12 protein-coding genes are annotated in these 15,019 nt (G+C 66.9%); 8 read left to right on the forward strand and 4 right to left on the reverse strand.

Annotation, left to right across the window (positions count from 1 at the left end; translation table 11 throughout):
- The first annotated feature begins 129 nt into the window (after positions 1-129).
- The 6 genes from ABD231_RS01070 (at position 130) to rsrA (ending at position 6,043) form a co-directional block, all read left to right on the forward strand.
- On the forward strand, positions 130-984 hold the full coding sequence (locus ABD231_RS01070) for a hypothetical protein (RefSeq protein WP_344144115.1): 855 nt from the start codon (positions 130-132) through the stop codon (positions 982-984).
- A 163-nt stretch (positions 985-1,147) separates the two neighbouring features.
- On the forward strand, positions 1,148-2,749 hold the full coding sequence (locus tag ABD231_RS01075; RefSeq protein WP_344144118.1) for a hypothetical protein: 1,602 nt from the start codon (positions 1,148-1,150) through the stop codon (positions 2,747-2,749).
- 47 nt (positions 2,750-2,796) lie between these two features.
- Positions 2,797-3,588 carry an SOS response-associated peptidase gene (locus ABD231_RS01080; protein WP_344144120.1) on the forward strand — a complete coding sequence of 264 codons (792 nt, stop codon included), beginning with the start codon at positions 2,797-2,799 and terminating at the stop codon, positions 3,586-3,588.
- 787 nt (positions 3,589-4,375) lie between these two features.
- Positions 4,376-5,017, forward strand: a complete 642-nt coding sequence (locus ABD231_RS01085) for an alpha/beta hydrolase family protein (RefSeq protein ID WP_344144122.1) — start codon at positions 4,376-4,378, stop codon at positions 5,015-5,017.
- A gap of 127 nt (positions 5,018-5,144) precedes the next feature.
- The gene (locus ABD231_RS01090; RefSeq protein ID WP_344144125.1) at positions 5,145-5,768 is read left to right on the forward strand and encodes a sigma-70 family RNA polymerase sigma factor; all 624 of its coding nucleotides are present in this window, start codon (positions 5,145-5,147) and stop codon (positions 5,766-5,768) included.
- Positions 5,765-6,043: a mycothiol system anti-sigma-R factor gene (gene rsrA, locus ABD231_RS01095; RefSeq protein WP_344144127.1), complete on the forward strand. Its 279-nt coding sequence runs from the start codon at positions 5,765-5,767 to the stop codon at positions 6,041-6,043. The genes ABD231_RS01090 and rsrA overlap by 4 nt, the downstream gene beginning before the upstream one ends.
- Before the next feature lie 19 nt (positions 6,044-6,062).
- On the opposite strand, the gene ABD231_RS01100 is transcribed toward rsrA, so the two are convergent.
- From ABD231_RS01100 to ABD231_RS42115, 3 genes are all read right to left on the reverse strand, one after another.
- Entirely contained in the window at positions 6,063-8,507 is a 2,445-nt protein-coding gene (locus ABD231_RS01100) for a helix-turn-helix domain-containing protein (RefSeq protein ID WP_344144129.1), read from the reverse strand.
- 7 nt (positions 8,508-8,514) lie between these two features.
- Entirely contained in the window at positions 8,515-11,019 is a 2,505-nt protein-coding gene (locus ABD231_RS01105; protein ID WP_344144132.1) for a helix-turn-helix domain-containing protein, read from the reverse strand.
- A 340-nt stretch (positions 11,020-11,359) separates the two neighbouring features.
- The gene (locus ABD231_RS42115) at positions 11,360-11,434 is read right to left on the reverse strand and encodes a 50S ribosomal protein bL37 (RefSeq protein WP_369759046.1); all 75 of its coding nucleotides are present in this window, start codon (positions 11,432-11,434) and stop codon (positions 11,360-11,362) included.
- Between the two features lie 338 nt (positions 11,435-11,772).
- On the opposite strand from ABD231_RS42115, the gene ABD231_RS01110 reads away from it, so the two are divergent.
- Together ABD231_RS01110 and ABD231_RS01115 are read left to right on the forward strand one after the other, a co-directional pair.
- Entirely contained in the window at positions 11,773-13,116 is a 1,344-nt protein-coding gene (locus tag ABD231_RS01110) for an HD-GYP domain-containing protein (protein WP_344144134.1), read from the forward strand.
- Positions 13,117-13,121: 5 nt separating this feature from the next.
- Positions 13,122-14,393 carry an HD-GYP domain-containing protein gene (locus tag ABD231_RS01115; RefSeq protein WP_344144136.1) on the forward strand — a complete coding sequence of 424 codons (1,272 nt, stop codon included), beginning with the start codon at positions 13,122-13,124 and terminating at the stop codon, positions 14,391-14,393.
- On the opposite strand, the gene ABD231_RS01120 is transcribed toward ABD231_RS01115, so the two are convergent.
- Positions 14,355-14,981, reverse strand: coding sequence for a DUF5317 domain-containing protein (locus ABD231_RS01120; protein WP_344144138.1), 627 nt, complete (start codon positions 14,979-14,981; stop codon positions 14,355-14,357). The two genes, ABD231_RS01115 and ABD231_RS01120, sit on opposite strands and share 39 nt — an antisense overlap.
- Positions 14,982-15,019: the final 38 nt, after the last annotated feature.

Consider the following 15,019-nt stretch of genomic DNA (forward strand, 5'->3'; position numbering starts at 1 on the left):
CAGCGGGGAAGTTACGCGAAAAAAGTTTTGCGAATCCGCGTCATGAAGTTCCCGCCCGGCTGTCTCATCCCTGGAACGACGCTTCCGGCCACCCGGTCGGGAGACTGAAGGGACGCCTCGAGGAGGGCCATGTCACTGTTCGCGGACATCCGCCGACGGTTCGACCTGCGCCCGCCGAAGTCCCTCAACCTGGCGGGGTCGCCCGCCCGGAGTACGCCGGGAGCGTCGTCCCCTGATCTGGGGTCATCAGGTGCACCGCTCGGGAGGAGGGACCCGCACGGAGCGAAAAAGCACGGGGGGTATCACGGGGGTTCAGGTACCGACCACAGCGCCTATCTCGCGATTGCCGAGGCGTTGCACGACGGTGCCGATGTCGTGCCTGCGAGTGACGAGGTCGGACGCCGTCTGGCGGCCGACGGAGTCTCACTGCTCGAGGCACTTGATGGGCTGAGTGCGCTGTACCGCTCGATCGCCGGGGGCGAGCCGGCTTTCGCCGCGGTACGCGCACTCAGTTCGAGCTGGGCCGAGGCCTCGCTGATCTATCTCCACACGCTGTCCTGCGAGGACCCGCTGACCGGGCTGTCCAGCCTGGCGCACCTGCGGTCCCGCCTGGGAGAGCTCTACCGAGAGGCGGAGTTCCGTGGAACTTCCGTACCGCAGACCCACGCACTGGTGGTTGTCGAGCCGCTCAATCCCCCGGGCACCTCGCCGTTCGAGCGCGAACTCCGCCTCGTCGACGTCGCGGAGTGCCTGCGGATCGTGTTCTGCGGCGGTGACGTACTGGGCCGCGTCGGCTCACGCCGCGCGGCGGCGCTCGTCGGCCGCGACAAGAACCTGCCGGACCAGGTCGAGACGGTACGAGCCCTGATCACCCAGTGGCGGCTGGACACCGACGTACCGCAACTGGCCCGCGTCTGGATCGAGGGACTCCCCGGTTCGGAAGCCATGGCCGAGCGAGTACTCGACGAACTGGCCCGCCCATAGGACTCGCGTCCGGGCGCCAACAGGGGGGCGCCCGGGCGCATCAGGCCGGCGGCGGATCGCTCATCACGGGGTGAGCGATCCCCCGTCGCTTGTTGCCGTCGGCACGACCTCCTGCCGCCGTAGGCTCGTACTGAACTGACAGTCCGCCTGGGGGGAACCTGCCGTGTCCGAATCGATTTCTCGCCGCAACCTGCTCAAGATCGGCGGTGGGGCCGGGGTCGCTTCCCTGGCCGGCGTGACACTGCTGCCAGGCGAAGCGCGGGCGGACAGCTGGACCAATGAGCTGGTCAAGCCAGGTGCCGACGGCCGGCTTGTCTACGCGCCGGATGGGCGCGGCAAGGTGATCCCGGACTTCAGTTGGGCCGGCTACCGCAACGGCGCGGAGAAACTGCCTGACGTCCCGGTCGTCACGAAGATCGGTCCGATCAAAGGCGAAACAGACAGCACCGCCCGCATTCAGGCTGCGCTCGACGACGTTGGCGCCAGGAAGCCTGATGCCAATGGGTTCAGGGGTGCGCTGCTCCTCAAGGCCGGGAACTACCCCGTCGGCGGCGTGCTCAAGATGAAGCGCTCCGGCGTCGTACTGCGGGGCGAGGGCCAGTGGGAGGACCCGTCGGCCAACACGGTCATCACCGGTACGGCTGGGGTCAGGAACACGGTTCTCTGGGTCGACGGTGCAGCCGGTGACTGGGACTCTGCGGAGCTAGCCGGCCCCCGGACCGACGTCACCTCCACCCTGGTCAAGGCGGGGCAACGCCGGCTCACGGTGGGATCGACGGCCAACCTCAAGGTCGGCGACAACATCATTATCGTCCATCCGGACACCCCGACCTGGCGCGACGCGATCAACAATGGGGGCGTCAAGGACAAGCCGAGCTGGGAGGCCGGGAAGTACCCGATCATGTACAACCGGTACATCCAGGAGATCGACGGCAACGACATCGTCATCTGCGCCCCGGTCTTCAACGATCTCCGGCACTCGCTGTCCAAGTCCTACGTCTACGCCTGGGACCAGACGGGGCTCGTGCGCAACGTCGGCATCGAGAACCTCCGCATCGACATGGCCCACCAGGGCCCCTACGACGAGACCCACCCGGAGAGCTGCATCGTCATCTCCCGCGCCGAGGATGTGTGGGTCAAGGACGCCTCCCTGCTGCACTTCTCGAAATCCGCCGTGTGGGTGCAGCGCAGTACGCGGGTCACCGTTCAGGGGGCACGGGCGATGGAACCCCGCTCCAGGGTCGTCGGGGGAAAACGGTACAGCTTCTGCGCCGCTGGAGATGCCCAGCAGATCCTCTTCCGGGACTTGGAGGCGAACGACGCACGGCACGCCTTCATCGCCACCGGAACGACGACCTGCTCGGGCAACGTGTGGCTCAACGGATCCAGCGTGAACGGGCGCAACGAGAGCGGCGGCCACCACCGGTGGAGCCAAGGACTCCTGTACGACAACATCAAGGAGCTGTCGAACCAGAGCGACAACCTCTGGGCTTTGGGCCTGCACAATCGCGGGGACAAGGGAGACGGGCACGGCTGGTCCTCGGTGAACAGCGTGGCCTGGAACTGCACCGTCGACTCCGGCCGGCAGTTGTGCGTGCAGGCTCCGCCGACCGCCCAGAACTTCGCCATCGGCACGCAGGGCATCGTCACCGGAGAGAACTGGTACACCCACACGAAGGGCTACGAGGATGGGACCAACGAGCTCGGACTGGACCCGAGCTCCCTCTACCTTGCACAGCTCAGAGACCGGCTCACCGCGTCCTGAGCGTCGTACGGCCGAAAGTGTCGGGGCGGCTCGTTAGGCTGCGTTGTATGTGCGGTAGGTATGCGTCCAGCCGGAACCCGTCCGATCTCGTCGAGGAGTTCGAGATCGAGGTGGGTAACGTGCGCGAATCGGTCCAGGAGGCCGAGCCGAACTACAACGTCGCCCCGACCAACGAGGTGATCGCGGTCGTCGAGCGGAAGAACCGCGAGGTCCCCGACGAGACGATCCGCAAGCTCACCACGGTCAAGTGGGGGCTGGTGCCGTCCTGGGCCAAGGACACCTCGATCGCCTCCCGGCTGATCAACGCCCGGATGGAGACGGTGGCCGAGAAACCCGCCTTCAAAAAGGCCTTCGCCACCCGCCGCTGCATCCTCCCCGCCGACGGCTATTACGAGTGGTACACGGCCGAGGAGAAGAAGGACGGCAAGCCCGTCAAGCAGCCCTACTTCATCCACCCCGCCGACGGCGGCATCCTCGCCATGGCCGGCCTCTACGAGATCTGGCGCGACAAATCGGTCGCCGACGCCGAGTCCGACGAAGCCTGGCTCTGGACCTGCACAGTCCTCACCACCTCCGCCACCGACGACCTAGGCCGCATCCACGACCGCATGCCCCTACTCGTCGAGCGCGACCGGTACGACGCCTGGCTGGACCCGCTGTCGTCCGACCCCGACGACCTCCTCGGCCTACTCGTCCCAGCCGCCCCCGGCCGCCTCGAGGCCTACGCCGTCTCCACCGCCGTAGGCTCCGTCCGCAACAACGGCCCCCACCTCCTAGACCCCCTCCCACCAGACGGCTCCCCGCCAGTCGGCGGCGAAGACGGCACAACGCTCTTCTAACCCCAGCCCCCCCGGCGAGGGTGGGCTGGCGGAGGTAACCATCAGGCCGTACCAGTTCCCGCGCTAGTCGCCTGCCGCACGCCCACATCCGAGACCTCGGCACTCACCGCCGCGCCGTACCAGCCGCCGCCCGCGCGCCACCGCGCCGTACCCGCCGCCGCTCGCGTGCCTACCGCGCCGTGCCGCCCGCGAGCACACCGCCGGCCCCGTCGCCGCTGACCGCGCACAAGATCTCGCTCATCGCGCTGGGCGTGCGCTCCTTGCACTCCGTGCGCGCCTGATGGGTTCACCCACGAGTTGGTGGGTTCTGGACCCGCATGCGGCTGGGGAACCCACAACCGGATGGGTTCACCCATCAAATGGCGGCGGCGAGTGAATGCCGCGGGAATGCGGTCGGCCGCAGACGCCCGCGCTCTGCCCAGGGCGTGCCGAAGATCGAGTACTGGTCGCTCCGCATGCCTCATCCGGGCGACCCGCACGCCTGCCACCGATAGTGGGTGGCCCACTACTACCCGTTCGTCGGTACGCCGATGGTCGGCCAGCCGGGAGCGCAGCTCGGCCGGCGGTTGCCCGCTGCACGGTGATCCCACTCGCGGCACTCCCATCACCTTGGGCACCGCTCGACCACGATCTGCCCGCGGGGATGGTTGATCCGTGCTCAAGGTTCTTCGGCGGGAGTCGCCTTGGGCTCGCATCGACCACGTTGTTGGCCCGCGGATGGTTGATCGGGGCTCAAGGTGGGCGACCCGCGCGGTGGAGGTCGGGGTTCGTGGGTGCGGATGACAGGATGGGGCGGGTGACCGACGAACGGATTGTGGGGACGCCGCACGGGGAAGCGCGGATCGTGGCGCACCGGGCTCGGCGGCCGGTGGCGACGCTGGCGCTCGGTCATGGGGCCGGTGGGGGGATCGAGGCGCCTGATCTGGCGGCGCTGGCGGCGCGGTTGCCGAAGCAGGACATCAACGTGTTTCTGATCGAGCAGCCGTGGCGGCGGGCCGGGAAGAAGCTTGCGCCGGCGCCGAAGATCCTCGACGAGGCGTGGATCGCGATCGTCGGGCAGTTGCGGATCCGTACGCCGCTGGTGATCGGTGGCCGGAGTGCGGGTGCGCGGGTGGCCTGCCGAACCGCGAGCAGTCTCGGGGCATCCGGCGTACTGGCGTTGGCTTTTCCGCTGCACGCTCCGGGCAAGCCGGAGAAGTCGCGGGTGGCCGAGTTGCAGGGCGCTGGGCTGCCGACGTTCGTCGTACAGGGGGAGCGGGACACGTTTGGTACGCCGGACGAGTTTCCGCCGCTGACCGAGATGGCCGTGGTCCCGGATGCCGACCACTCCTTCAAGGTGCCGAAGAAGGCCGAGCTCAGCCAGGACGAGTCCTACGACCTTCTGGTCGAAGCTGTGTTCGAGTGGGTCGTCCGGGAAGTGTCCGGATAGTGGTCGCCCGCTAGCCGGGAATTACGCCGTACCAGGGCTTGTTGTGATGAGCATGACGGCAACGACGGTGGCTCCGGCGCGGAAGACTGGACAGAGCACTAGGTTGGCCCCGGTATTCTCGATCACGATGCCGACACCGACCACCACCGAGACACCCGAGCAGCGGACCGCGCGCTTCGAGCGCGAGGCGCTGCCGTTCCTCGACCAGATGTACGCCGCCGCGATGCGGATGACCCGGAATCCGGCCGACGCCGAGGACCTGGTCCAGGACACCTTCGCGAAGGCGTACAGCTCGTTCCACCAGTTCACGCCCGGCACCAACCTGAAGGCGTGGCTGTACCGGATCCTGACCAACACGTTCATCAACGGCTACCGCAAGCGGCAGCGCCAGCCCACACAGTCACCGACCGAGGAGATCGAGGACTGGCAGCTCACCGCCGCCGAGTCCCACACCCCCGGCGGCCTGAAGTCGGCCGAGGCGGTCGCGCTCGAGCACCTGCCCGACTCCGACGTGAAGTCGGCGCTGCAGTCGATCCCCGAGGACTTCCGGCTGGCCGTCTACCTCGCCGACGTCGAGGGCTTTGCCTACAAGGAGATCGCCGACATCATGGGTACGCCGGTCGGCACCGTGATGTCACGCCTGCACCGTGGCCGGCGCCAGCTGCGCGAACTGCTGGCCGACTACGCCCGCGACCGCGGCCTGATCGCCGCCACGGACGACGAAGCGACCGCGAAGAAGGAGGAGTCGTGAGCTGCGGCGAGGACCACGACGTCGACTGCAACGAGATCCTCCAGCGGGTCTACGTCTTCATCGACAACGAGATCGAAGGCGCCAGCACCGAGGAGATCCGTCAGCACCTCGAGGAATGCGCCCCCTGCCTCGACGAGTACGACCTCGAACGCTGCATCAAGAAACTGGTCCACCGCTCCTGCGGCTCCGACCACGCCCCCGATGCCCTCCGCCAGAAAATCCTCCTCCGCCTCACCCAGATCCAGGTAGAGACAACCATCATCACCACCGACTGAACCGCTCCCGTGGACCGGTTCAGATGGCGTGATCGGTGAACGAGTAGGTGTAGGGGTCACCGCGCCGCAATTGCTCCAGCAACTGCCTGGCGTATTGCTCATGCACCGGCGAGATCCGGGCGAGCTTGCTGACCGCCTGGGCTGCATTGAGAATGGCGGCCGTGCGGTCACCTGCCGCTGCCTGGACCCGGGCCATTTCCAGGTAAAGCCGCCCTTCGCGAATGGCGTCGGCAGATCGCCGGGCGAAATGGATTCCCAGCTCGGCCTCGTGAATAGCCTCCGCATACTTGCCCTGCGCGGCGAAGATGAGTGTGCGGGTCTGATGCGACTCGGTGCGATTGACGTCGTCGCCGGTCTCTTCCGCAATACGGTCGGCCTCCCAGTTGTACTTCTGGGCGTCCTCCCAGCGACCGGCCACGAGATGCGAGAACGCGGCGTTCGCGTTGCGCTTGTAGACCGAACGGATGTCTCCGACTTGTCGGGCAAGCTCGATGCCGCGATCGAAGTTCAGGTCCGCGTGGACACGATCGCCAACCCGGTTGTAGAGAACACCCAGGGCCGTGTGGGCGACACCCTCCAGGACCAGGTCGCCGATCTTCTCGCTGAGCTCCAACGACAACTTGCCGTACTCGAGCGCCTCCTCGATGCGGCCGACGCCCGCGAGGGCGTAGGTCAGCGATGAGCAGCACCGCGACTGCCCGGTCAGATCGCCGGCATCCTGGAACATCGTCAGCGCCTTCGACAGGTCGGGAATGGCCGCCTCGAGTCGTCCGTTCTCGACGGTCGGAATGGCGTGATCGTGCTGCAGCCAGGCCGCCGTCAGCGGCAGATCGAGCTTCGTCGCCAGCTCGACCGCTCCACGAGCCATCTCCTCCATCTCCATCCAGCGCCGGCGCGACTCGTGATACCCGAACATGGCGAGGGCCAGCTCGGGCAACAGAGTGGAGCCCGCCAGGACTGTCGTGGCCTGGGCGAAGCGGTCCATGAGATTGCGCAGCTCGGCGTCGAACCATTGGAGCGCTGAATGGCGAGTGGCCAGCGCGGGGATCCGCAGCGGCGGGACACTGGCGAGCGGGATCCGAGGGCTGGACGTGTGCGTCAGCGTCTGGCACTGCCAAGCACAGCCGATGTAGAAGCGCAGCAGCCGCTCCAGGCCCGCGTTGGACGCCGATTCGGACAGCGTCTCGTCGGCGAGCTCGCGGCCGTAGGCGCGAATCAGGTCATGGAACCGGTAGCGGTCGGGCGCGACGGATTCCATCAGGTTGAGGTCGGCGAGCCGCTCGAGGATCGCATTGGCCTTCCTCGCCGGTACGTCGAGTAGGTGCGCCGCGACGCTGGTCAGCAGGTCGGCCCCGTCCGGGATACTCAGCAGCGGCAGGGCTCCTGCTGCTTCGCGATCGAGAGTCCGGTCGCTGTTCTGCAGGAAGTCGACGGAGCTCGCGATGTTGGCCCGTACGCCGGTCTCGTCGGATCCGAGAGTGTCGAGGCGGCGGTCCTCGTCCTCGAGGAGCGCAACAAGGTGCTGGATCGGCCAGCTCGGGCGCGCCGCGAGACGACCGCCGATCAGCCGAACGGCCAGTGGCAGACGACCGGTGAACGACGCCAAGGTCTCAGCTGCCTCAGGCTCTGCAGCAATACGTGTTTGGCCGATCACGCCCGACAGCAACTCGACCGACTCCGACTGCGACAAGGCGTCGAGCCGCACCTGCCGTGCACCTGGCAGCGGAGCCAACGACCCGCGGCTGGTGATGATTGCCGCCGACCCCGGGTTGCCTGGCAGCAACGGCATCACGTGCGCGGCATCAGCAGCGTTGTCGAGGAACAGCAACACACGCCGACCAGCCAGCTGCGAGCGCAGGAGCCCTGCAGCCTCCTCGACCTCATCGGGGATGAGCTGCGGCTCGGTCCCCAGGGAACGCAGCAGCTGCCGCAGCGCATCGGCACTCGACACCGGCTTGCCAGGCCCGTAGCCGCGGAGATTGAGATAGAGGTGGCCGTCGGGATAACTGTCGACGAGCTTGTGAGCGGCCTGGACGGCCAAGGTGGTCTTCCCGATCCCACCCATACCGGTCACCGCGACCAGACCGACCGAGGTGCTAGGTACGCCGTCCGGAACCCGCAATACATCGAGGATCGCCTCGATCTGAGCAGTCCGCCCGGTGAAATCGGAGACCGCAGGTGGCAACTGCCAAGGCATCGGCAAAGCCTCGGCGCCAGACGCGGCCTCAGGCTCCTGAGCTTCGGCCGACTGACTCTTGCCCCGCGCAACGGCCAGGAACTCCGCGGCTTCGGCTTTGTCCAGGCGAAGCACCTTGATGAGGGCACGGATGGTGTCGATCCGAGGACGGCGGCGGGTGCCGCGTTCCAGGACGCTGATCGCCTGGTCGCTCAATCCGGCCTTGGCCGCAAGCGCAGCCTGGGTCAGCCCAGCCCGTCCCCGGTACCTGCGCAACAGATCGCTCAAGCTCTCCTCACTCAGCGGACCCACCTCCCTTCGGATCGCTCTCGTCGGCACGAAACGCGAAGCGCGGATAGGAGATGGAACCGTAAGCGAAGGAGTGATCCGATCGCAGACGGTCGATCAGGCGCTCGGCGAGCTCGGCGCGAGGTGGCGAGATGCGGGCAAGTACGCCTGCCGCTGCCTCAGCGCTCGCGACCGCGCTGGAGCGGTCGCCCTGGACGGCCTGCAGTTCGGCCAGACGAAACAGAAGATCTCCCTCGCGTCTGGCATTGCCGATTTGCTGGGCGAGATGCAGGCCGACCTCGACATGCTGCTGTGCCTTCGGATAGGTGCCCTTGGCAGCGTGGGCCAGCGCGAGGATGTGGTTGCGCTCGACCCACGCCGCCTCGTCGTCGAACTCCGGTACGAAAGCGTCCCCGAGATAGCCCAGGACGTCGTCGTGACGTCCGACTCGCAGGTGCGAAACGCTCGCGCTGAGCCGGCGTTTGAAACCCGAGTGCCACTGGCCCGCTGACTCGGCGAGCTGGATGGCCCGGTCGAATTCTGACGTCGCGCGTACGAAATCACCGGACTGGTTATAAAGCACGCCCAGTGCCGTGTGCGCGACACCCTCCAGCACCGCGTCGCCGAGCATCTCGCTGAGCTTCATGGACTGTTCGCCGAGCTCCAGAGCCTCGTTGACGCGGCTGAGGCTCGCGAATACGTAGCTCAGCGCAGAGCTGCACCTTGACTGGCCAGTTAGATCGCTCGCGTCCTGGAACATGGCCAGTGCCCTGGAGAGCTGGGGCACCGCTGCTTCAAGCTGTCCGTTCTCGACCGTTGGAATCGCCTGGTCGTGCTGCAGCCAGGCGGCCATCAGGGGCAGGCCGAGGTCGGCGGCCGCTTCGACCGCGCCCTGCGCCATCTCTTGCATTTCCACCCAACGACGGCGCGTCTCATGTTCCCCGAACAGCGCCAGCGCCAGCTCGGGCAGGAGGGCCGAGCCCGTGAACAGGCGCGACAGCTGGGCGAATCGCTCCATCAGATTGCGTTGCTCAGCGTCGAACCACTGGAGGGCGGAACGTCTCTCGCTCAGTGCAGGGAAGGTCTGTAGTGGAACACTGGCCAGCGCCAGCCGTGGATTGTCCGGGTGTGTCAGCGCTTGGCATTGCCAGGCGCAGCCGATGTAGAAGCGCAGCAGCCGTTCCAATGCTTCCGTTCGATCGGACGTGGTGAGCTTCTCCTCGGCGAGCTCCCTACCGTAGAAGCGGATCAGGTCGTGGAAGCGATAGCGCTCGGGGGCGACGGATTCCAGCAGGTTTACGTCAGCCAGACGTTCGAGGATCGCGGTGGCCGCGCGCGCCGGTACTTCGAGGACGGCGGCTGCGACCGCGACGAGCAGGTCGGGGCCATCGGGGATGCTGAGCAGGGGCAACGCTTCCGCGGCCTCGCGGTCCAGGGGGCGGTCGCTGGTTCGGAGGAACTCGACGGAGCTGGTGATGTTGGCGCGGACGCCGGTTTCGTCGGAACCAAGGGTGTCGAGTTTGTGGTCTTCGTCGGCGAGGAGGTCGACGAGGTGCTGGATCGTCCAGCTGGGTCGGGCGGCGAGGCGTGCGCCGATCAGCCGGACGGCAAGGGGGAGCCGGCCGGCTAAGGATGCCAATGCATCGGCTGCCGCGGGCTCGGCAGCGATACGTGCATGGCCGACGATGCCAGACAGGAGGTCGACCGATTCCGACTGCGACAGCCCGTCGAGCCGGACCTGGCGAGCGCCGGGCAGGTTGGTCAGGGAACCGCGGCTGGTGATGATCGCCGCGGAGCCAGGGCTGCCTGGTAGCAACGGCGTGACGTGGGACACGTCCGCGGCGTTGTCAAGGACGAGCAGGACGCGTTTGCCGGCCAGATGCGATCGCAGTAGGCCGGCGGCCTCATCGACGTCGTCCGGAACGAGCCGTTGGTCCGCGCCGAGGGAGCGCAGGAGCTGGCGCACCGCATCTGCGGTCGAGATCGCACGTCCAGGGCCGTATCCGCGGAGGTTGAGGTAAAGGTGGCCGTCCGGGTAGCTCTCGACCAGTCTGCTGGCGGCCTGGACCGCGAGCGTGGTCTTGCCGATTCCGCCCATACCGGTCACGGCCACCAGGCCGACCGACGTACGTGGCGTGCCGTTGGTGACGCGCAGAGCATCCAGAATTGTGTCGATCTGGGCGGATCGGCCGGTGAAGTCCGGTACGGCTGGTGGCAGTTGCCAAGGCGTCGGTGCCGTGTTGGTGCCCAGAGCCGGCTCGGGTTCAGCGGGCAGACTCTTGCCTCGTGCAACGGCCAGGAAGTGGTCTGATTCGGATTGGTCCAGACCCAGTACCTGGATGATGGCGCGGACGGTGTCGATGCGTGGGCGGGTGCGGGTGCCGCGTTCCAGGACGCTGATGGCCTGGTCGCTCAATCCGGCCTTGGCCGCAAGTGCGGCCTGGGTCAGTCCGGCGCGTCCCCGGTACTTGCGTAGCAGATCACTCAAGCTCTCGCCGGTCAGCTGACCCAACCTCCCTCCTGCAATCAGCCCACTCCTGGGTGACGGCCAGGGCGGGTGGTCCGGGGCTAACAATAGGAGGCTCCGCCGACGGTTCGCTGGAGTTATCCACACCCGGGTCGCCGAGGGGCTCTCCGAGGGGCCTCTTCGGGGTCGGCCCGGGCGCCTTAGGTTCTCGCACGAATTCGTGCAAAAGAATAGCCCAACAGGCGTTTGATGATCGCTTTCGGTATGCGTGTGGAGACGCTCCGAATACAGGACCTCTGTGAAAGGTGGTCTGGCCTGCGTTGTGACCAAATTGCAAAGACCCCGGCTTGGGGCCGGGGTCCTCGCTTTGCGTAGTCGCCTGGGGTCAGGCGTTGGGGCGCTTACCGTGGTTCGCGCCCTTCTTCTTGCGCGCACGACGCTTGCGGCCGGTCTTGCCCATTTCAAAGCCTCCTAGAAACAACTGCAAAGAGTCACAGTCTCTCATACCACGCAGACTTGATCGTGTCCGGCATCGGGTCACGGTCTGGCTTACAGTGTTTCGGCGCAGCCGGTGCGAGCAAAATTCAGTTGAGTCAGCGATGTGCTGTCTAGCCCCCCTACTCCTCGTAATCGCGATGAGTAAGACCGCGACCGCTGATCGGAGGTGGATCATGTTTGGTGCTGACACGTGGGAGTGGTGACGTCGCGCTGAGAGGTTTACGCGGGCGACCGATTGCGGCTACTGCATCTTGGCTGTGGTGACGGCATACTGATGGGCATGCGCAGGCGAGGTGGCCCATGAGAACCACAGTGGTTCGCTTGGTCGTCTCCAGTATCGCAGCGCTTGCCTTGTTCCTGATGGTCCTGGCGCTACGGCATATCGACGACTTCGGCCTGCTGGCGGGGCTGTGTCTGATCATGCTGGCCGCCGGCTTCTTCAAGTTCGGGTTGACTCGCGACGACCGGATGTCCCTGGACTCTGTCGTTCTCACCGCGGTGTATGTGCTCGCCGGCCCGTGGGCCGCGATCGTCGCCTCGGTGTTCGGGTACGTCGCCGCTGCTCGATCGCCGGTCCCCGTGATCCGCAAGATCTTCGCCTTTGCGCAGCGCGTTCCGGCCGCAGCCGCAGGCAGTCTGGTCTACACCCTCGTCGGCGCACCGTTCGGTGCCGCCGCGCTCGACTCGATGCCGCGGGTGATCGTCGCGAGCCTGGGTGCTGCCATCGCTCATCAAGTGGTGAACGCGGCGCTTGTCTGTCTGATGATCTGGAGCGAGGGCAAGTCGCGGCCCCTGGACTTCATCGTCCGGGTTGTGGCGCCAACGTTCGTGCCGATGCTGGGTTACAGCTGTGTCGGCCTGCTCCTCGCCGTGCCGTGGCTCGGGGGGCTCGGGCCGTTTGCCGCGTTCCTGGTCCTGGTCGCCCTGGCCCGCTGGGCGTTGTCCCAGTACGAGGCGGAGAAGGATGCCCAGGCGGCCACCATGCGTGCATTCATCCAGGTCATCGAGACCAAGGACCTGTACACCCGCGGGCATTCGGAGCGGGTCAGCGCCGGTGTCGGCATGGTCGGCCGGCGGCTGAGGCTCCCTGAGGACCGCCAGCAGGCGCTGGAGCACGCAGGGCTGCTGCACGATGTCGGCAAGGTCGGCGTCCCGACGAGGATCATTCGTAAGCCCGGCCGCCTCGACGACGCCGAGATGGATGCGATCCGGCTCCATCCGGCCCGCGGTGTCGAGTTGATCGGAAATATCCCATTTCTGGAAGAAGTGAAGTCGGCAGTTCTTCACCATCACGAGAAGTACGACGGGACCGGCTATCCGGCGGGGCTGAGCGGAACCAACATCCCGTACTTCGCGCGCATCATCGGCATCGTCGACGCATTCGACAGTTTGACCTCGACGCGTTCGTATCGGCCGGCGCGCGGGGTGGAGGAGACACTCGCCATCCTGCTCGAGGATCGCTACACGCATTTCGATCCCCAGCTTGTGGACGTGTTCGTGCAGGTGATTCGTGCCCAGGGCTGGCAGGCTGCCGCTGCCGATCAGCCGGCACCGGACGGGAGCGCGGCAGTGAGTATCGACCATGACGACCTGAGCCTCGGCAGTAGTGGTGGCGCAGCGGGCTCTGCGGCGGGACCTGAATGACGTTCATGACCGACCGTGATTCACAGGACAAGCGACTGGGCAGCGGCGCGGTCATCGTGATCGCCGGCTGTGTGCTCGGTGTTGCCGCCCTGTTCATCACCGGCCAGCACGGTCTCACCGAGTGGCCGTTCGCGCTGACGTTCGGGCTGCTGATCGCTGCGGGCGAGATGGTCCAGTTCAAGGTGGACCGCAGCCGCAACCGAGCCCCGATCGCCACCAGCGCCTCATTGGCCTACGCCCTGCTGCGCGGGACGGACGTTGGTCTGCCGCCGGATGTCGCGCAGGTCGTCGCGGTGACCTGGATCGCGACGCTGGCCGGAATCGCGCCCCGAGCGATCGCAGGCCTGTCGTGGGATCTGGTCGTGTCGAGCCGGCGGGTGATCTCGGTGGCCTGTGCGGCGACGGCCTTCTGGGCTGTCATCCCGGATGGATTCGTCTGGAACGGCCGCTGGACGCAGGCCGTTCCGCTGGTCGCTGGAATGTTCTTGGCTGTGCTGACCGCCGGAGTAGTGGACGCGCTCGTCGGAGCCGGACAGATCACCGAGGCCTACAACCGGCCCTTCCCTGCAGCGCTACGCGACGAGCTGGTCGTGATGGGTCAGATCGGGATGGCGATGGGGCTCGGGGGCATCCTCCTTGCGGCCGGGGCGTCGCTGATCGGCTTGTGGGCGGTGCCACTGGTGATCGTGCCGTTGTTGCTGACGCAGTTCGCGTTTCGGCGGTTCGCTTCGGCTCAGCGGACCTATCGGACCACCGTGCGGTCGATGGCGCGCAGTACTGAGATCGCCGGCTTCAGCAGTCCAGGTCAGAACGCGCGGACGGCGCAGTTGGCGGTGGCGATGGGCAACGACCTCGGCCTGATACCTGCTCGGATGGAGGCGTTGGAGTACGCCGCTTTGTTGTCTGGGGTGGGGCAGTTGGCGTTGGCGGATCCGTCGCCGGGTGGGGCGTCGTTGTTGCGGACGCGGGAGGAGCGGCAGCGGGCGGCGGAGATTGGGGCGTCCGTTATTGAGCGGTCGGGGGTGCTGGATCATGTGGCGGAGATTGTGCGGCACTCCAATGATCCTTATCGGCATGGGCGGGCCAACAACGCTGAGATTCCGGTGGAGAGCGGGATTGTGAATGTGGCGTTGGCTTATGAGCAGTTGGTGGGGGAGGGCGGCGGGCAGTCGCCGGACAAGGCTATGGAGTCGATCGGGTTGGGGATCGGGGCAGAGTATGACCCGGTGGTGGTGGATTCACTTCGTCGGGTGATCGGGCGGGGATTCCGGTTCTGAACGACGGCGGATCCGGATGGCTGGGTTCGCTCTTGAGGGTTCCAGGTCGTCCCAGGCGGGGGCCACGTCGGTGGCTACTCGGCCGGAGCCGCCAATGCCGGTGTAGAGCAACAGGCCTGCGCCGGCGGCTATCAGGATGTCGCCGGGGCTGACGGCTTGGCCTAGGCCGGGGAGGGCTACCGGTACGACGTCGCCCAGCCAGGGCCACGTGGTTGTGGCGGTGACGAGTTCGTGGCGAGGGCCGGCGACCTGAGGAGACAGGCCTGCTCGGGTCAGGGCGGCGGCTGAGACGGGCATGGCGCCGTTCAGGGCTACTACGGCGGCGTTGGAGAAGAAGCCCAGGGCAAGTAGACCTACGCCGGGCTGGCGGAGGTTCTCGCGGAGGAAGACTGCGATGCAGACCGCGGAGCCGATCAGGCCTACGGGGTACGCCGTACCGCCGAAGAGGGAGCCCAGGAGTTGGCCGATGGCGGCTGCGGCCAGCCAGTGCAGGCCGGTCAGGGCGTGGTCGGCCAGCCGCCCTAAGCGTCCGCCCGTGGCGAGCGCCGCGAGGGCGGCGAGCGCCATGACGAGGAGGACCAGCAACACGCTCGCGATTCTGCCGCCCCTACAGCCCGAATTCGGGC

The organism is Kribbella yunnanensis (assembly GCF_039529655.1).
Classification (GTDB): Bacteria; Actinomycetota; Actinomycetes; order Propionibacteriales; family Kribbellaceae; genus Kribbella; species Kribbella yunnanensis.